A 17,310-nucleotide genomic window follows, 5' to 3' on the forward strand; every position below is an offset into this window, starting at 1 on the left:
CCTTAGGGAATTGCGCATTGAAGCAGAGTATCGGTACGGTCCAGGACTTACGCATGTCGAACAGTTGAAATCATTAAAAAAGCGCAGAAGGGTGGTTTCTAGATGAGTAAAGGAAACAGAGGAAAAAACAAACTGATTATATGTTGCTGGGGAGGTCCAGGATCCGGTAAAACTACGGCCAATCTCGCACTAGGCGCAGCCTTTAAGACCGCGTCCTACAACCTTGAGCTTAACAGGGAGTACGTTAAACCATGGGTTTGGGAAGGTAGAGCAATTCAACCAGGTGATCAGAACTATATCTTCGCTAAGCAATCCCGTGTAGAGAGAATGTTAATGAAAGAGGGTGTCGAAGTTATCATTACCGACTCACCTATGGCTCTCTCAATCATGTACGCCAGAAAGTACGATCCTTTCGATAAAGACGGTGCGAGCTGTAAGCAGATGCTTGCTCAACACCATGACTTCTGTAAAAAACATGGATATAAAGTGGAGCATTATCTTATACACCGGGGCAACCGAGCTTATAACCCCGCTGGAAGATATCAAACTGAAAGTGAGGCAAAGAATCTAGACCAAAATTGTATCGATCTCATGGGTGAGCTGAATATCAAGTTCCAAACAGCTGAGAAAGCTGGTGACATACTTGATGACCTTAGAGATAAAGGTTACTTTACAAAAGAAGAAATCGAAGAAATTAAAGAGAAAATAAGAAGTCAGTTTGAATAAGACTATCTTAACCTCTTGAGGCCGTGACTTCGAATCACGGCCCAAGCCTCCATAATCCAATCGCATTCCGGCACATCAATTTTATCATTTTCCGTGAGATAGTAGTGTTTAAGAGGCAATTTACATTCGCATAGTTTTTTGTAGAACAATGGATTAGAACAAACCTTCACATACATTGCCGACTTTATCTTGGCCTTGAAAGAGGCATCATTGTTCCAGTCGGTAGCTCTTAACTCTCTCCCGATTCTTTTCGCATCATATCCATACAGACCCCTCAGTACTTCTCTACCCTCGCTATCTGGACAGTTCAGATAGTACCAGTATCCTTCCAGACTCTGAAATCTACCTTCGGGAAGATTGATCTCAGTGCGCTCAAAGTTCGACAGAAATCTTCCGAGCTCAGTGCTTCCCTTGGAATATACATTAATGTGATTCACCCCGTCGAATTTTGGATAAAGGTCTATAAAGTTGAGACCTAAATCTGACTCAAGGGATACAAAATCTTCAAAGTTAAATAGGTTGTAAACTTTGATGCCGTTGGCTTTGGCTATTCTAATACCATGAGAAGTGCCACCAGCATCAGGTGTTTCGGTATAACAAATAACGAAGTCAACACGACTCTTAAGATCTGCGCCGAGAATTATCTGTGCATTCCGCCCAAAAAGCCTTTTCGTGTATTCTTTAAAATGTGAAAAGTTGTCTGCAAATCTGCCAGCATAATCAATAGATTCTTCGGTCGCCCCCTCAGGGCGATAGATATCTGCTTCTCCTCTACTGCCACTTTCGAATGCACTATCTGAACCTCTTGCACCACCGCTACGAACAACAAAACCTTCGTAACTTAGAAAACGAGAAAGTGCCTCGATAGCTTCCTCAGCTCTCTTGGAGATGTTACGTGAACCGATTCCAGCGTAAAGCACTACCTACTCCTTATGCAGCATTCATGACAAATTCCACTTCGATGACTTCTTTAGTTGTGGAATTCACGGTTGCTACCGTTGGGTGCAAACCGAAAGTGGTGCTTGGTTCCTTGTTAGGAATGAGCTTGATAATTGTTTTGTCCGTAAACCAGAATTCTCCGGCGTCCGTTTGAAGCTTACCGGAAGGCACTGGGCTCGCATTGGTGATGATCTCAGACGTTTTAGCGAACAAAAGATCCCAGGTAAATCTACCTGGGCCGATCTCCGGTTGTGAAACATCTTTCACGCGCACAGTTGATCTCATGACTATTAGAACTCCAATTTGACTAAATGGGATAACGATCCCAGATTCGAACGCGCAGCTTCCAAATCTCGAAGAGCAGTTAATGGCCACGCCCACTCTTCACTCGATCCACATGTCATTTCAGACCGCGCAACAAGTACGCCGTCCTCCTTTTCAACGACGACGTGCTCAGGATCAACATTCATAGCGGCAGCAATAGCATCCACAATGAACTCCTGATGAGATACGTCCTCTATTTTGGCATTCAACTCAAACCAACCATCATCGGCAGTAACATTATCAAGACAATCTTTACCATGCTGCTCAAGAATTTCTTCTAAGCGTTCAGGACCCAAATCACGAACGGTCCTTCGAATAACTGCTTGGTTTATCACATCAGCAAGTCTATTCATCTTGACCTCCTTGATTTTCACTTTCGCTCTTCGATTTATTGTTCATATTAGAAATCCTCCTCTAACGTAACTTTGCCTTCCATGCCGACCTGATACTCAGCTACTTTCCTCTCAAAGAAATTCGTTACAGGCTGCACATCTTGAAGTGCCATGAATGAGAAAGGATTTTTAGTATTGTAGATTTTGCCAATACCAAGGGCCGTGAAACGCTGATCGGCGCAGTACTCAAGGTACTCTCGCATACCCTTCATGGACATGCCAGTAAGACCCTCCTTCAGAACATCCTCAGCAAAAGCCATTTCACATTCGATAGCTTCAGCCAACATTTCCTTAACATCTTTAATCAGGTCCTCATCGAACAACCCTGGATATTCTTTCTTCGCAACGCGGATGACGGCGAAAGCAAAGTCCATGTGGCAGGTTTCATCTCGGAAAACCCAGTTTGTTCCTGAGGCAAGACCAGCCAACAGCCCCTTTGAACGCAAGAAGTAAACGTATGCAAAAGCTGCATAGAAGAATAATCCCTCAATACACGCAGCAAAGCAGATCAAATTCAAAAGAAACTGCCTTCTGTCTTTGTCCGTTTTTATCTCCGAAAGATCATTAATGTTGTCGATCCATTTCATCGCAAAGTCTGCCTTCTTTTTGATTGAAGGGATATTCTCGATTGCTGCAAAAGCCTGCGATCTCTCATTAGGGTCTGGAATATAATTATCCAAAAGTGTGAGATAGAATTGAATGTGAACAGACTCTTCAAACAATTGTCGAGACAAATACATACGAGCTTCTGGTGAGTTAATATGCTTGTATAGGTTCAAGACAAGGTTGTTACTGACAATTGTGTCACCCGTAGCAAAGAATGCAACGAGCCTCTTAATGAGGTGCTTCTGTCTGTCAGTCATCGCATTTCCGCGCAAATCCTTGATGTCTGTTTCGAAACTAATCTCACCAACATGCCAAGTATTTTTAATTCCAGTTTCGTACATTTCGTAGAACAATGGATATTTCATTGGACGAAGTGTTAGATCAAACCCTGGATCAAGAATGCTATGCTTTTTGCTCATCAATATCCCCTTTTACTTTGCTCGTGCCTTAGTTTGATTTCCCATGATTTCAAATTTGAAATCACAAATTGCATAGGAACGAAACACTTTCTTAAATGAACCACCGTCCGAAATCGCTCCTTGTGTTTTACGAACCACCTTATTTGCCAACCGTTTTGCCTTAGATTTCCATTTTGAGCCGTATCCATGGGTTGCAATCGGCATCCTGAATGATCGTGACATATTCCTTAACTCCAATATCTTCGGATTTCAGACATTCATTTCCGCATTTTGGTAAATAGGAACAAGCCTTCAAACCATCAAATCGATCACTATGAGACACATAAATATTAAATACCATCTTTACCATGTTTCCCATGATATTATTAGTTTGCGGAGGTAAACATGGCAGTATCTTCCAGAATATTGGTCATTTATAAAAACAGAAAACAATTGGATCCATTCCTTGAGGCACTTGTTACTCAACGTGAGAAAGTATTTCTTGGATCCATGACTGTATTTTACAGATTTTTTATCGCTGCCGTTAAAGTCTTACTGGGGTGGAGTTTGTTGCCTAAGTGTCACCGAATTGATACAGAAAAGTCTGTTCCACGAACCGTTGATGATTTTGACTTGAATGACCTCATCATCCTCGACAACGTGTCGATGATAGAATCAATGGAGCTTCAACTACTACGACAAAAGATCTCTAAGTTTACGACAATTGAAGTGTGTCGGTATGAAGAGGCAGCCCTAATAATCGGCTCTCAACCAAAAGGAACTTACAGAAGAACAATGCTGTTGGCTCCAGAGCTCGGCAATGAAGGTTTTTATGACAACGACCCAACGATTCATCACATGGCGGAAAAATGGAGAGAGAAAGTGGCCTAGATTAGGCCCTTCTCCTTCAAATCTTCAATAATATCTGATGCGCCATTTACTGACTTATATTTTATTCCGAGTTCATTCATCAACGCTAGGCAATCACTATCAATAACTTTTGCTTGTTTGAGATCATGAATTCTCCCCTCGTCTTCAAAGTCATTTTCACGCCGAATCATAAAATAATGTTCCACTTTGTAGCCATGATCTTTGGCGATCTTATGATGTTTCTTTAATAAAAGTTCACACACCTTAAATTCTCTCTCATATGGATCATTCAAACGACCATAAAGGATTCCGAGCATGAGCGGAGAATCAGTCACGATTGCACCCACGCCACTGGCCATGAGGTGTCTTTCTTTCTTCGCTTGGACCTCGAAGACATAGCTTTGATCTCCGGGGTGAAAAGGACGCTTTTCAAGAACCCAATTCTTGAATTCTTCTTGAGAAATCTCAGCAAAAACTCCACAGTCCTTGAGGTATCCGGTAAGTGAATGAGCAGTGCCCGATTTTCCAGAACTTGGGCCACCTGTGATGCATACGATAATTTTTTGTCTATTCATTGATTTTCACCATATAAAAAGATTAAACAGGTCGGGCGCCCATAAGTTAGGCGCCCGCAGAAGGCTACTATTGACAAGCTTCGCACGCTTCAGGATTCTCCAATGAGCAAACAACCGCCTCAGAATCCGTGTACTGCTTTCCTGTGCTTGTCTCCACCGTCTTACCAATCTTCGAAGCTCCACGACTGCGAAGATAGTATGTCGTTTTCAATCCCCTCTTCCATGCATACGCGTACATGGATGAAATTTGACCCATTTTTGGGTTTTCAATGTACAGATTCAGACTCTGAGACTGATCAATAAACGGAGCCCTTCCAGCAGCAAGATCGATCACGCTTTTCATCTTCAATTCCCACGCTGTTCTATAAAGCAGCTTCAAATCGCCAGGAATTTGTTCAATATTTTGAATGGAGCCGTCAGCCTTTACGATCTCAATGCGAATGTCTTCATTCCAAAGATTTAAACGCTTCAAATCTTCAATTAAATAGCGATTCACTTGCATGAATTCACCGGACAAAGTCTCTCTCTTAAAGAGATTCGACACTTGTGGCTCAATACACTCATAAACACCAACGATTGAAGCAATCGTTGCAGTAGGAGCAATTGCGATCATCAATGAGTTGCGAAGTCCGTGCTTTTTAATGTCATCTCTAAGTGCCTTCTTATCCATCTTGGTGACAGAAGATACGCCCCAAAGGTCATGTTGCAGAACGCCGTCAGCGGCGCGGGTGTCTTTAAAATTTGGATGAGCACCGAGTTCTTTCGCAAGATCGCAGCTTTGACGAAGTGCTGAAAAGTAAATAACTTCTTGGATCCTGTTGGAAAGATCAAGCGCTTCCGCCGAATCAAACGGCAGGCGCATTTTGAAGAAAACATCTTGAAGACCCATAATACCTAGACCTACAGGCCTCCATTTGAGGTTCGACTCCTTTGCTTCAGGGATTGGGTAGAAGTTGATGTCGATCACACGGTCAAGGTACTTGATTGCAGTCTTCGCTGTCTCTTCCAGTGATTTGAAATCGAATTTTCCTTTTGAGCTAACAAATTTAGACAAATTGATGGATCCCAGATTGCATACTGCTGTCTCGGAGTTTGAAGTCACTTCCAAAATCTCGGTGCAGAGATTTGATAAGTGAATCACGTTCTCTTTGTTCTTTGTCTGGTTGGACTTTCTGTTTGCAGCATCTTTAAAGTTCATCCAACCATTGCCAGTTTGAGCAAGTGTCTTCATCATGCGAGCATACAGATCTGACGGATCAACCTGTTTTTTGTACAAACCAGCTTGTTCAAGACGCTCGTATTCAGTCTCAAACTCATCGCCATATAGGTCAACCAATTGAGGAGCCACGGCTGGGTCAAATAGCGACCAAAGTACCTTCTCTCCAGAAGCACTTTTCTCAAGGCGTTTCATGAAGAGGTCAGGGACCCAGTTTGCGATATTGATATGATGAGTTCTTCGGTTGTGGTCACCTGTGTTGTCGCGCAATTCAAGGAAATCTTCGATGTCCGCGTGCCACGTCTCGATATATACGCAGGCAGCACCTTTACGTTTTCCACCTTGATTTACAGCCGCTACGCTAGAATCAAGCGTTTTCAGCCATGGCACAATGCCATTTGAGTGACCATTAGTTCCTTTAATCAAGGAACCATCGGCGCGGACGCGACTGTAAGATACCCCAATTCCGCCAGCGAACTTAGACAGGCGAGCGATATCAGCATAGCCTTTATAGATTCCGTCAAGGCTGTCAGGTGGAGAATCAAGTAAATAGCAAGAGGACATTTGTTGATGGCGAGTTCCGGAATTGAACAGTGTTGGCGTAGACGCCATGTAAGAATGGCTTGAAAGAAGGCCGTATAATTCCAATGCTTCACGAACATCTTTCGCCAAACCACAAGCTACGCGCAAGAAAAAGTATTGTGGTGTCTCAATTACTTGACGACTTTGAGGGTTTTTTAAAAGGTATCGGTCATAGACTGTTTTAAGTCCGAAGTACTCAAAGTTGCCATCCGCCTCTTTGTTAACTGCACGATCCAGCTTGATCATGTTCTCTTCAACAAATTTCATTGTTTCTTCGTTGATTAGACCGTTTTCGAAGGCATTTTTAATAGCCCCAGAGAAGCTTGAGATGCCTTGATATGCGACTTCTTTTTCAATCACTGAAGATAGAAGATTTGCGGCTAGTCGCCCAAATACAGGGTCTAAACCAATTGAATTGGCAGCTTCCTGAATTGCTAAATCGTCAATTTCACGCGAGGAAATTCCATCGCGTACTCCATTGATAACTTTTTGAGCGAGCAGAGCGCAGTCAATTTTTAGACCGTTGGCAGACCTCTTGATTCTCGCAGTGATCTTGTTGTAGCTCATCTCTTCTGTTTTACCGCTTCTCTTAACTACCTTCATTTTTCCTCCATGAATAAAATTTGACGCTTCTTTTGCGACCAACAGTAAATAGGGACGAGATAGATTTTCAGTTCATCATTTTCGTCGTTTCATGCGATCACTACGGATCGACGCTTCCTGTTTACAAATGGCAACCCAGGAAACCCGTAGAATCAGTAAGAAAAGCACCACTGAAGTGGTGACAATAATCCCGAAGGCGGGATCTCCAATAATTGAATAGATCTCGTATAACACTTAAAGCTCTCCACGATGGGCGTGTAACACCCCTTTAAGCTCCTAACTCGACTAAATAGGAACGAATTCTGTAAACAACGAGAAAAACCAAAGAATGGATACAATAAGAAATTTTTATTCCGGAAAAACCAGCGCACATAGCTAAGGCAGTAAGAAGTGACCATGCAACGGGAGAACTAGATGTCACAAAAATGCTGTACTTGCCCTGGAGAAGTGAATCAAAACGAGAAAAGCGGCCCTGTCGCACTTTTCAAAACTACCAAAGGTGAAGATGTTGTTGTCTGCTACAACTGCCTGAAAAGCCTGTTGTCGAAAACGGTGGATAAACCAGCAAAGGTGACTCTACTGCACGACACTCCTAATGAAATCTACGCCCACCTAAATCGACGAGCGGTCTCCCAAGATCGCGTAAAGCGAGGCATTGCTCAAGCAATCGCGCGACATCACAAAGTGATGAACGACACCTCCATTAAGAAAACAAATATTTTCATTCACGGACCATCAGGAACTGGTAAAACCCTGATTTCACGGGTTGCAGCGGAAACACTTGAGATTCCATTTGTTGAATATTCTGCAACGGAACTCACTCCTAACGGATACGAAGGTGATTCATTCACATCTATCTTCAAGGCGCTTGTTATGGCAGCAGGGGGAGATGTTGCAAAAGCTCAAAAAGGCGTCGTCTACCTGGATGAAGTGGATAAATTTACAAAAAAGTATTCTGCCGAGCGATCTGGACTTGGCGTTACCGTTCAAGCGCAACTTTTAAAGATCATTGAAGGTACAACACTAAATTTGTCACAAAAAGGAACAGATGGACAAAACATCATGTTCGACACCACTCACGTCACATTCATCTTATCGGGCGCCTGTGAAGGCCTTTTGGATGGAAAAGATGAGGCACGTCCGGTAATCGGCATTGCGAGTGAAGAACCAACTCCACACAACAAAAATCGTCAAGTCACTACTGATGATCTAATTGAGTACGGCTTTCTAAGGGAACTTATTGGAAGAATGAGTATTGTTTGCGGAACTGAGGACCTCACAAAAGATGATCTTATCAAAGTTCTTTTGGACGTTGAAGGAAGCCCCCTAGATAATCAACGAAAAATCCTCGCTCAAGATGATATCGAAATTGAATTCAGCGATTGCTTTATCGAAGCAGTGGTTACTGACGCCATGGAAAGAAAAACTGGCGCACGAGGCCTTGAAGTTGAAATCGAAAGAAGAATGGAAGAGGTCCATTTCAATCCACTTCTGTACCGAGGAAAGAAGATTGTCATCAAAGCAGATTCCTCAATTACCGTGTCTGAACAACAAAAATCTGAAAAATCAAAAGAAGAAAAGAGGACATTGACATGCGTTTAATGGTGGTTGGGCTTGTAGCCCTGAAGGAGTCTGGTAAATCGACTTTTTTTAACGTAGCTCAAAGCTTGTATCCAGTACAGGAAATCATGCTTGCGGGTCGCCTAAAGCAAGCTTGCTCGGTCGCTTTCGGAGTGCCGCTAAATCATTTCGATGATCAGAATTTCAAAGAAAAGCCTGCGATCTTCGAAAATCCTGGTCCAGACGCAGACCTTCTTACTGAAGAAAGACTTCGTGTGATCCTTCAGATCTTTGGTTATCCAGACGAGGAGTCTTTCCAAAAAACCAAACACACCATTGGCAATCGTCTCCCTACCCCACGAAGAATGGCTCAATTTGTTGGTACTGAAGTCATGCGCGACTGTATCGACCCAGATATTCACATTAAAAAAGCAATTGAAAAAATGGATCAGTTTAAAATCAACATCGTAACAGATATCCGATTTGCAAATGAGCTTGGGTGGTTTAAAAATGGCGAATATGATTTTACCTCCGTTCATATTCTAAGGCCCGACAAAACACCTCAAGATCTTGAATCCGCCCATCCTTCCGAAAAAAATGTGCTTGAAGTGGGCAAAGGCTGCGATCACACCATCATCAATGAGGAATACAGCGCTTATAAATCTGGAGTAAAAGAACTTATTGAGAAAATCATGCTTGACCAGTCAGAAAAGGAATTTCCAACATATTTAAGGAAACATGCAAACTGCCTCAATAAAACCGCCTAATCCACCAGGCCCGCGCAATACGGGCCTTACTTTTTTAAGAAAATGTTGTGTATCATTTTAGCCCAATTCTCACGTTTTTCTAGTTTCCCATGTTATTCATGTTTACCATGGTAGTATGATCAGGCGGGGTAATAATGGGTAAATTGACGATCAGAGATCTTGTTTCGATTCACTTAAATGACTATGTTGAGCCTAAGTTCAATCTAATGATCACAACAGACGGGAAATTAACGCATCTGGAGACTCGTGCTCTACTCCCATTCTTTGCAGAGGACCTGAATACTGACAAAGCTGTCGTTATTCGAGATAAGAACAGCTACCGCCATGATTTAACAAAGTTTATGTTACACCCTCCGGTGAGGCCGAATAATTCACTCCCCGACGAGGTCCGACATGCTATAAAGACACATGTGGAAATCGCTGCCAAGTTCATCGTCGACGAAGCTGTGATTCCGGTATATTGCGACGGCTATCAAATGATCTTCATTACTAGCAACGAAGCATACATTGAAGAAACAGAGTATCGCCCAATTGATCTCTATCGCGAAGTGTTTGATCAAATCTTCAATACATTTGTGAACAGGTGTAACGAGACGGAAAAAGAAACATTCCGTTACCTAGAATCAACTCCAAAAAATCCTTACACGGACATGATCAAAAACAAGATCCAGCGCGGCCCCTCTGAAGATACTGCTAAGGCGAAAGTCCTACCAAAAAATCAGCCAGACACCAACACGATCAAGTTCTCGCAAGTCATGCAAGAAACTGACTTTGACCTACTTGCACTGGATTTGAAATCAAAAGTGATCGGGCACGATCAGAACATCGACGAAGTCATAAAGGTCCTAAAATATCGAAGGCTGAATCTTAATAGCAAAAATCCTCCGTCATTTATTTTCGCAGGAGTTTCCGGAACTGGAAAGACGCAGCTCGGCCTAGAGCTAGCCACATCGCTTGGATTTAACTGTGTTCGTTTGGATATGAGCGAATATAGAGAACCGCATAACGTCGCTCGGATCATTGGTGCTCCGAATGGATACATCGGCCATGGCGAAGCTGGCGTACTTGACGAGTGTTCGAATACCTTTAACGTCATCATTATTGATGAAATGGAAAAGGCGCACGAGGACGTTATGGACATCTTCCTGCAAGCGCTGGACTACTCAACAATCACAAATGGTAAAGGTAAACAGATTGACTTCTCTAAGTCTATTTTCATCTTTACCACAAATCTTGGCGCTAAAGAAGCCACTGGAAATCGAATTGAGATCATGAAAGGTTCCTCCTCAATTGATTCGGATATTAAGAAGAGTGTTAATCTTGCCCTCAAGACCGAATTTGTAAATCGCTTTTCTAAAGTCCTAACTTTCTGCTCTCTCACTGAGGATGACATGCGTCGCATTCTCGATGTCGTAATTAAGAAATATCAGGTTGCTATTCGTGAAAATCACCACGTAAATTTCACAGTCGACTCGAAAATCAAGGAATACATTCTTCATAGCACCATTACCACAAATATGGGTGTTCGCCCTATGGAAAGAGCCGTTCAGAACGAAGTGATGGAAAAGATCTCTGACGCAATTTGGAATCTTACCAAAGTTGAAATTATTCAAACTAATCTCGGAATGATTACAGTGAGTCCGGCGAACGAGGCTCACAAGAAGGTGATGGCAGCATGAGGAAATGTGTCGTTTTCATTTCTTTCATTATATTTGGAAATACCACTCACGCCCTGGACTTCCAAGAAGCCAAGAAAATGCTCTCTAAAATCCATCGTGATCACGACCAGCAAAAAACCGTTTATTGTGGTTGTGAATACAGTGGAAACAAGATTGATTTGAAGTCTTGTGGATATAAGACCCAAAAGAACGCGAAAAGGGCCTCGCGACTTGAGTGGGAACACATTGTCCCGATCAGTGCTATTGGTCAGTCCTTTTCGGAATGGCGCAATGGGAATAAGGCATTATGTGGTTCAAAGAAAGGCCGGACATGCGCAAAGAACAACGATAGGTTTGCTCAAATTGAAGGAGATATGCACAATCTTTGGCCTGAAATCGGTGAATTGAATGGTCTCCGCAGTAACTTTCCTATCGCCGCACTCTCAGGTAGTAATTATGATTTCGGATCCTGCAAGGCGAAGATTAAGGATAAAAAGTTTGAGCCTCAATTAAATAAGGGATTAGTGGCGAGAGTATACCTGTACATGGATGATGCATATCCTGGACACGGAATTATCTCCACCAAAAATCGAAAGCTTGTGGAGGCCTGGGATAAAACCTACCCACCTTCAGATTGGGAATGCGAAAGAGAAACAATCGTCAGCAAAATCCAAGGCAAGAGCAACAAATTCGTCTTTTCCCGCTGTAAATAATCAACTCATTTTTCAAGTCCTCCCATTTAAAGTCTGAGGGCCCATGACGGGCCATAAGATGCATCCGGAGGAAGTATGCCCGAACAAAAGATTTACGCTACCACTCGTGAGTGGGTTGAAGACACCTTATTTAAAGAAGTGCTTAGTGCAGCAAAACCCAAGAAGATTGATAAGTCACTGACAGTCCAATCATTCTTTCCTCGCGGCGTAGCACTTTCAATGCAAAAGGACATGCTGAGAGTATACGTGAGACAAATTGAACTTAAATTTCAAGTTAGTGCTGCATCTTATATTAATAAGCCAATACCTGAGATCATCGACCGGATCACCGAACTAATCAAAACACGTCAGAAATTCGGGAGCAGACCTTTTAAGAAAAGGTATTAAGACATGAACAAACAGAAGTCCACGAATCAAGATCTGAACCATTGCGATAACACCAATGCTCTATTAAATGTAATTTCAAGTGAGCGGAGAGCGGTCTGTATAAAGACCATGCTACCACATTTAAAAGAAGGTAAGGTCTATCAGGTTGTGGAAGAACTTTGCCATATGTTTTACATTGTTGCTGACGACGGTGAAGTCAGAGCTTACAACAAAACAAGATTTAAGGAAGAATCCCCTCCCCAGCAAGTGGGGTAAACCAAGGAGGGGATCCGCACTATTCAGAATCGATCTTAATGTAATAAAGTTCTCTTTTGGCCCTTGTGATTGCTACGTATCTCATATTCTCTTCTTGTTCAAGTTCCCACTCTGACTTTGCTCTCTCATGAGGGATTTCGTGGGCATTTAAGAAAAAAACACGATCAGCTTCCAAACCTTTTGCTTTATGGATAGTGTAAAGCTGAACCGCACTCCCGCCAGCTTTGCTTGATGAAAACACTTCGGTAATTTTTCTGATCAACTGAGTCTCAGAAAGAGTTGGATTTGCCTCACCGATTGATTTAATGAAGTTGGCAACATCTAAATCGCCGGAGACATTCACACCTTCATTGAGTGATTCTTTAAGTGCTTTGATAGTCTCCTTGCAGGCCTCAGCCACCTGGCTTCCTGACATACCGCGAGCGCCCTTGAGTATTTCTTGAGCTTTTTGGATAAATTCTTCGTTCCCACGGAAACTAAATGGAGTTCCCATGGTAAATAGTCGAATTGCAAGAGTCATTAATGGCGCATTCGTTCTGCAAACTACCATGTCATTGACCAACACATGCTTCTCGGGATCAGCATCGGGAATCACCTTTACAAGTCCATCCGGAGCTGTATCAAGTGCCTTAATATCAGGAACGACGCGATTTGCTTCAAGTACGATGCTCTTTGCACACCTGAAAGTCCTGGTTAAAGTGAACTCAAGGCAGTTGAACTGAGTCTTGATTTTATCAAGTATACTCCTGCGAGCCCCTGCGAAACCATATATTGACTGATTCGGGTCCCCAACAGCAATAATGCGACTCTTTTCGTGACGAGCTGATAGAACAAGTTCAAGCTTAATGTCGGAAATATCTTGAGTCTCATCTAGGTAGATAATGTCGAACTTAGGACACTCCCAACCATAAAGAACTGGCATAACAATTTGATCAGTATAATCATAAGTCATGTTTTGCGCAATCTTCAGTGATTCTTTTGTGATAACTGACGCTACTTCGACAATCTTATCAAGATCACCATTTTCACATTTCAAACTGTACTCAAAGAAGAATTTCTTCCAGTTTTGTGGCGTATCTTCAAGGAACTTCTTTTTAATGAGCTTTAGATTAGGCGTGATTCCATTGGTTTTACCAATCTTTACAAGATTGAGAATTGTTCTCTTGTTGTTCTTTGAGAAATCTTTTGAAAGTCCCAAAAGCCGCTCAACTTTTGAATATAGCTTAAATAGCTTCAATTCATCGAATTCCGCTTTAGGCATTGCTTTTCTTATTGAAGAGTTTCCAAGCGAATTAATAGTTACAGCGGTAGCAACATCACGAGGAATGCGTCTCTTTAATTCATCAGCGATATCTTTATTGAACGCCATAAAAGCAATTTTTTGTCCAGCGGGGACTCGTTTTGCAGATTCAAGAATAGTAAATGTTTTTCCCGATCCAGCTTTGGCAATAACAATCAATGATCTTGATGTCTTCGAAATTGCTGAAAAGATTGCCTCTTGTTCAGGTGAAAAGACTATCTTCCCTGGAACTGCTGACACTTTAATTTCCGGTACAACCTCATCGAAGAAAGACATGGCTAACCTGCCACGTCTTCTTCATTGTGATTTGACTCGACTTGAGTAGCAGCCTTCTTCTTGCGAACCTTTTCCTCAATTCGATCCGGAGGAGTTGGACTGAAGGTCATAGGGTTCTCAAAAGTCTCTTTTGAAACTTTATATGAGAAGTTTCCTTTCTTCAGTAGATACAAAACTCTTGTACACAAAGCCTGAAGGCCCGTGTCGTGAGTGATGATCTTAACGCCAGTATGGTCCTTAGCAACATCCATCAACAAGCGCATTGCGATCTGCTGGCTTGTAGAGCATAATCCATCAAATGGTTCATCGAAGAATGGGTTGTTGAAACGAACCCCACATCTTTCTTCTGCCACTTCACGGATCGCTAAATTAGTCGCAAAGATAAAACGAGCCTTCTGCCCTCCAGAAAACGAATGCCATGGCTTTTCACGACCATTCAATTTAAAGACCTTCCGAATCTCGTTTTTAACAGATCCATTAGCCAGCGTAACTTCAGGAACAAATTCTACAGACATCACGCCGTCAAAGCCGAACTTCGACATTTTTGTATGAATGCGGCTATTTAGAACCTTGATAGTGTCGTCGTATACGAATGCCTTGATTCCTTTTCTTCCAAATCCCTCAAGCCAAAAGTTGTACATTTCCATTTCAAGCTCTGCTTTTAGAAGACGATCTTCGGTATCTTTAATGCGAGCCTTAATCTCCTCAATTTTATCATTTGATTGAGTAATAAGCTCAGCATAAGGGTCTTTCTCAGCTTTCTTTGCCTTACCTTGTGCATCTAGAGACAACATTTCTCGGTGGGCGCTGCGAGATTCTTCTTCCAAAGTCTCGACCGCCTCAATTTTCGGCTTCAAATCAGCTAAGCGAACTTGGATCTTCGCAGTCTTTTCTGCCTTCTGCGTTTCAAGTTCCTTTAGTTCGGCTGATAGTAATTTTCCATCGTCGGTAATTTTCTGAAGCTCTTCCGTTTTCGTGTTTAACAATTTCAAGACTGACAACTGCTTGTCTTTCAGCTCTGACAATGTTTTTTCTTTTTGAACTAAAACATCCAATTTTGCAGAAAGATCTTTCTCTTCAGACTCCAATGATTCCATTGATCTTACCGACGAAAGTTCTTGTCTTTCAATCATCAACTTTGAAGAAAGATTTTCATCATACTTGAGGCTCTTAAGTGCCTTATTGGCCAAATCAATCTTATGACTTAAATCATTGAAAGTAGTTACATCGACCGAAATGGCAATTCGTTTTTTCAGATCCTCTTCGATTTTTGGATCCACTTTTAAACTTACAATCTTCGCGGAGATCTTTGTTACTTGACCTTTTAGGACAAGAGCTTTTTCAACTCTTTCTGTAAAAAGATATTTTTTATCAATCTCCTCATAGCTTAATTTCAGGTTATCCATCTCAGAGTTCAGCGATTCAATTTCAACTTTAAGTACTTGCAAGTCCGAAACTGCTTTTTCAGCCTTCTCTTTGGCCTGCTGCTGGTTTGTGTGTTCATGTTCGCCATATGGACGATCACAATAAGGGCAGGATTCAACATCGCCCTCAGGCTTCTTGGCTAGCTTATCGACTTCACCTTGCTGAAGTGTCAGCATTGCTTTTTTGAGGCCAAGATCATGCTTTTTACTATTTAGATTCTCCAACACAGAATCGCGTTTTTGCTTCAATTCAATCGAACTCTCCGCAACAGCGAGGTCTTCAGTTTCCGCAATACCAAGCACACTAAGACTAGCTTGCGTTTCTTTCAAACTCTTCTCAAGATCTGAAAGTTCAGACTTAGCAAGCTGGTTTTTCGCTTCAATTTCAGCGAGTTGTTTTCTAAGCGAATCCACATCTTCTGTTTCAAGACGATCTACGTCTGGGCGTTTTGCAATAAGTACTTTTAGGGAATCGCTATGGCCTTCAATTTGTTTTTTGATTGTATTGATCTCGGCCAACGAAAGATTATTTTCACTGATAAGTTTATCAATTTCGTTTCTGCGCAATTCTGCCGCGCGAATCTTTTCAGGATTCTCTTTGATCATCTTACGAACTTCATCAAGGTCAGAAGCGACTTTTGACTTGTTTGCAAGGACCAATTCAGACTCCATAACCTTAACATCAGTCTCCAAAGTTCTTGACTCATCTTTGATTGTATTAAGTTGCTTATTAGCTTCTCTATATTCGTCTTGCTTTGTGCGATAAAGATCAGGAAGCTCCATAAGGCGAGGATTATTACCAAGAGCTACAAGATCTTCATTAAGAGTCTTATACTCAGCTCTTGTTTCTTCATTAATTCCTGAATTTAATATCTGAGCGTCGAGTTTTTCCTTCTTTTCTTTTTGCTCGCGAAATTTTTGACGTAATTCATCAATCTGGACAGCGATATTTTGAGCGAATTTATGACTCAATTCCTCATACTTAGCAACATCCGACTCTTTTGCAGACAGATTCTCGTCAAGACGTTCTTTTGCCTGCTTGATTTCAGTAACAACTTTAGATTGTTCGTCAGCAAGCTTTTTCACTTTATCGTGAGATTGATCAACGAATTCAAGTGGAAATAGCTCCATCAATACTTCTTGAGTCTTAGCTGCCGTAGCTTCAAGAAGTGGAGATTTCTCTCCCTGCGCTGTCATGAAGATCGTTTTAGCCGTATCAGCTGAAAAGCCTACGATATCATCGATCATTTTCTGAGTTTCTTTATCCGTTCCTCCGCGCAGCGGAAGAAGATCATGTCCCTTAACGAGGTAGAAGCGTACACCAGATTGACGATTCTTCTTCTCTGAATTCTCCATAACTGGTCCACCAGTATATGGAACCCAGTCACAGAATCTCTGCACAAGATAGTCATTACCTTTTGAGGAAAAAATCACTTCTGTGAAATGACCGCCATTGATGTCGTCATTAGACAAATCGTCAGCTTTTACGCCGTAAATGTCTTTGCCATAAATGGTGTAATACTGAATCCTCATCCAAGTTGTTTTACCGATACCGTTGTCAGTATTGAGAGTGATATCGCGAGCGAAGATGGCGCCAACCTGTCCAGGATGAATCAAGTCATTCTGTCCGACCTCGATCTTAACAAAGCGAAGAAAGCGTTCGGCGCGTGCTGATTTAATTGTGAATTCGTTAATATTGTCCAAAAAGTACCCCTCTTTTTGAAAATATTGATAATCTA

The 17,310-nt window shown here is 42.0% G+C and carries 17 protein-coding genes; 8 read left to right on the forward strand and 9 right to left on the reverse strand.

Translation table 11 applies throughout. The annotated features are described in order from the left end of the window. Positions 1-102 precede the first annotated feature (102 nt). Positions 103-726, forward strand: coding sequence for an ATP-binding protein (locus tag AAAA78_RS19305; RefSeq protein ID WP_340593888.1), 624 nt, complete (start codon positions 103-105; stop codon positions 724-726). A 2-nt stretch (positions 727-728) separates the two neighbouring features. On the opposite strand, the gene AAAA78_RS19310 is transcribed toward AAAA78_RS19305, so the two are convergent. Genes AAAA78_RS19310 through AAAA78_RS19330 form a run of 5 tightly spaced genes read right to left on the reverse strand, consistent with a single transcriptional unit; the run spans position 729 to position 3,628 of the window. Further along, the gene (locus AAAA78_RS19310; protein WP_340593890.1) at positions 729-1,646 is read right to left on the reverse strand and encodes a hypothetical protein; all 918 of its coding nucleotides are present in this window, start codon (positions 1,644-1,646) and stop codon (positions 729-731) included. A gap of 10 nt (positions 1,647-1,656) precedes the next feature. Further along, positions 1,657-1,950: a hypothetical protein gene (locus AAAA78_RS19315; protein WP_340593892.1), complete on the reverse strand. Its 294-nt coding sequence runs from the start codon at positions 1,948-1,950 to the stop codon at positions 1,657-1,659. Between the two features lie 5 nt (positions 1,951-1,955). Continuing rightward, positions 1,956-2,342, reverse strand: coding sequence for a hypothetical protein (locus AAAA78_RS19320; RefSeq protein ID WP_340593894.1), 387 nt, complete (start codon positions 2,340-2,342; stop codon positions 1,956-1,958). A 47-nt stretch (positions 2,343-2,389) separates the two neighbouring features. Continuing rightward, on the reverse strand, positions 2,390-3,406 hold the full coding sequence (locus AAAA78_RS19325; RefSeq protein ID WP_445292011.1) for a ribonucleotide-diphosphate reductase subunit beta: 1,017 nt from the start codon (positions 3,404-3,406) through the stop codon (positions 2,390-2,392). A 12-nt stretch (positions 3,407-3,418) separates the two neighbouring features. Then, positions 3,419-3,628, reverse strand: a complete 210-nt coding sequence (locus AAAA78_RS19330) for a hypothetical protein (RefSeq protein WP_340593898.1) — start codon at positions 3,626-3,628, stop codon at positions 3,419-3,421. Between the two features lie 162 nt (positions 3,629-3,790). Between AAAA78_RS19330 and AAAA78_RS19335 the strand changes: the two genes are divergently transcribed. Next, a complete protein-coding gene (locus tag AAAA78_RS19335; protein ID WP_340593901.1) occupies positions 3,791-4,276 on the forward strand; it encodes a hypothetical protein in 486 nt (161 codons plus the stop codon). On the opposite strand, the gene AAAA78_RS19340 is transcribed toward AAAA78_RS19335, so the two are convergent. Beyond that, positions 4,273-4,830 carry an AAA family ATPase gene (locus AAAA78_RS19340; RefSeq protein ID WP_340593903.1) on the reverse strand — a complete coding sequence of 186 codons (558 nt, stop codon included), beginning with the start codon at positions 4,828-4,830 and terminating at the stop codon, positions 4,273-4,275. The two genes, AAAA78_RS19335 and AAAA78_RS19340, sit on opposite strands and share 4 nt — an antisense overlap. A 67-nt stretch (positions 4,831-4,897) precedes the next feature. Continuing rightward, positions 4,898-7,231, reverse strand: a complete 2,334-nt coding sequence (locus tag AAAA78_RS19345) for a ribonucleoside-diphosphate reductase subunit alpha (protein WP_340593904.1) — start codon at positions 7,229-7,231, stop codon at positions 4,898-4,900. A gap of 414 nt (positions 7,232-7,645) precedes the next feature. Here AAAA78_RS19345 and AAAA78_RS19350 point away from each other — a divergent pair, with 414 nt between their 5' ends. The 6 genes from AAAA78_RS19350 to AAAA78_RS19375 all read left to right on the forward strand — a co-directional run bounded on the left by AAAA78_RS19350 (position 7,646) and on the right by AAAA78_RS19375 (position 12,571). Next, on the forward strand, positions 7,646-8,833 hold the full coding sequence (locus tag AAAA78_RS19350) for an AAA family ATPase (protein ID WP_340593905.1): 1,188 nt from the start codon (positions 7,646-7,648) through the stop codon (positions 8,831-8,833). Then, positions 8,824-9,558 (forward strand): hypothetical protein, encoded by a 735-nt coding sequence (locus tag AAAA78_RS19355; RefSeq protein ID WP_340593907.1) that lies wholly within the window; start codon positions 8,824-8,826, stop codon positions 9,556-9,558. Before AAAA78_RS19350 ends, AAAA78_RS19355 begins: the two co-directional genes overlap by 10 nt. A 134-nt stretch (positions 9,559-9,692) precedes the next feature. Beyond that, on the forward strand, positions 9,693-11,237 hold the full coding sequence (locus AAAA78_RS19360; RefSeq protein WP_340593909.1) for an AAA family ATPase: 1,545 nt from the start codon (positions 9,693-9,695) through the stop codon (positions 11,235-11,237). Next, positions 11,234-11,929: an endonuclease gene (locus AAAA78_RS19365; protein WP_340593911.1), complete on the forward strand. Its 696-nt coding sequence runs from the start codon at positions 11,234-11,236 to the stop codon at positions 11,927-11,929. The genes AAAA78_RS19360 and AAAA78_RS19365 overlap by 4 nt, the downstream gene beginning before the upstream one ends. A 75-nt stretch (positions 11,930-12,004) precedes the next feature. Then, positions 12,005-12,316, forward strand: a complete 312-nt coding sequence (locus AAAA78_RS19370) for a hypothetical protein (RefSeq protein WP_340593914.1) — start codon at positions 12,005-12,007, stop codon at positions 12,314-12,316. Positions 12,317-12,424: 108 nt separating this feature from the next. Next, a complete protein-coding gene (locus AAAA78_RS19375) occupies positions 12,425-12,571 on the forward strand; it encodes a hypothetical protein (RefSeq protein ID WP_340593916.1) in 147 nt (48 codons plus the stop codon). Positions 12,572-12,590: 19 nt separating this feature from the next. Here AAAA78_RS19375 and AAAA78_RS19380 read toward each other — a convergent pair whose 3' ends face one another. Further along, positions 12,591-14,147 carry a UvrD-helicase domain-containing protein gene (locus tag AAAA78_RS19380; RefSeq protein ID WP_340593917.1) on the reverse strand — a complete coding sequence of 519 codons (1,557 nt, stop codon included), beginning with the start codon at positions 14,145-14,147 and terminating at the stop codon, positions 12,591-12,593. A 2-nt stretch (positions 14,148-14,149) separates the two neighbouring features. Continuing rightward, entirely contained in the window at positions 14,150-17,275 is a 3,126-nt protein-coding gene (locus tag AAAA78_RS19385; protein ID WP_340593918.1) for an SMC family ATPase, read from the reverse strand. Positions 17,276-17,310 lie beyond the last annotated feature (35 nt).

This window comes from Bdellovibrio sp. BCCA (genome assembly GCF_037996825.1).
Classification (GTDB): Bacteria; Bdellovibrionota; Bdellovibrionia; order Bdellovibrionales; family Bdellovibrionaceae; genus Bdellovibrio.

Coding starts and splice junctions, on each gene's coding strand:
- AAAA78_RS19380 (WP_340593917.1), bottom strand. CDS start 14,147: ATGTCTTTCTTCGATGAGGTTGTACCGGAAATTAAAGTGTCAGCAGTT.
- AAAA78_RS19340 (WP_340593903.1), bottom strand. CDS start 4,830: ATGAATAGACAAAAAATTATCGTATGCATCACAGGTGGCCCAAGTTCT.
- AAAA78_RS19370 (WP_340593914.1), top strand. CDS start 12,005: ATGCCCGAACAAAAGATTTACGCTACCACTCGTGAGTGGGTTGAAGAC.
- AAAA78_RS19325 (WP_445292011.1), bottom strand. CDS start 3,406: ATGAGCAAAAAGCATAGCATTCTTGATCCAGGGTTTGATCTAACACTT.
- AAAA78_RS19320 (WP_340593894.1), bottom strand. CDS start 2,342: ATGAATAGACTTGCTGATGTGATAAACCAAGCAGTTATTCGAAGGACC.
- AAAA78_RS19355 (WP_340593907.1), top strand. CDS start 8,824: ATGCGTTTAATGGTGGTTGGGCTTGTAGCCCTGAAGGAGTCTGGTAAA.
- AAAA78_RS19330 (WP_340593898.1), bottom strand. CDS start 3,628: ATGTCACGATCATTCAGGATGCCGATTGCAACCCATGGATACGGCTCA.
- AAAA78_RS19345 (WP_340593904.1), bottom strand. CDS start 7,231: ATGAAGGTAGTTAAGAGAAGCGGTAAAACAGAAGAGATGAGCTACAAC.
- AAAA78_RS19315 (WP_340593892.1), bottom strand. CDS start 1,950: ATGAGATCAACTGTGCGCGTGAAAGATGTTTCACAACCGGAGATCGGC.
- AAAA78_RS19305 (WP_340593888.1), top strand. CDS start 103: ATGAGTAAAGGAAACAGAGGAAAAAACAAACTGATTATATGTTGCTGG.
- AAAA78_RS19335 (WP_340593901.1), top strand. CDS start 3,791: ATGGCAGTATCTTCCAGAATATTGGTCATTTATAAAAACAGAAAACAA.
- AAAA78_RS19365 (WP_340593911.1), top strand. CDS start 11,234: ATGAGGAAATGTGTCGTTTTCATTTCTTTCATTATATTTGGAAATACC.
- AAAA78_RS19360 (WP_340593909.1), top strand. CDS start 9,693: ATGGGTAAATTGACGATCAGAGATCTTGTTTCGATTCACTTAAATGAC.
- AAAA78_RS19350 (WP_340593905.1), top strand. CDS start 7,646: ATGTCACAAAAATGCTGTACTTGCCCTGGAGAAGTGAATCAAAACGAG.
- AAAA78_RS19375 (WP_340593916.1), top strand. CDS start 12,425: ATGCTACCACATTTAAAAGAAGGTAAGGTCTATCAGGTTGTGGAAGAA.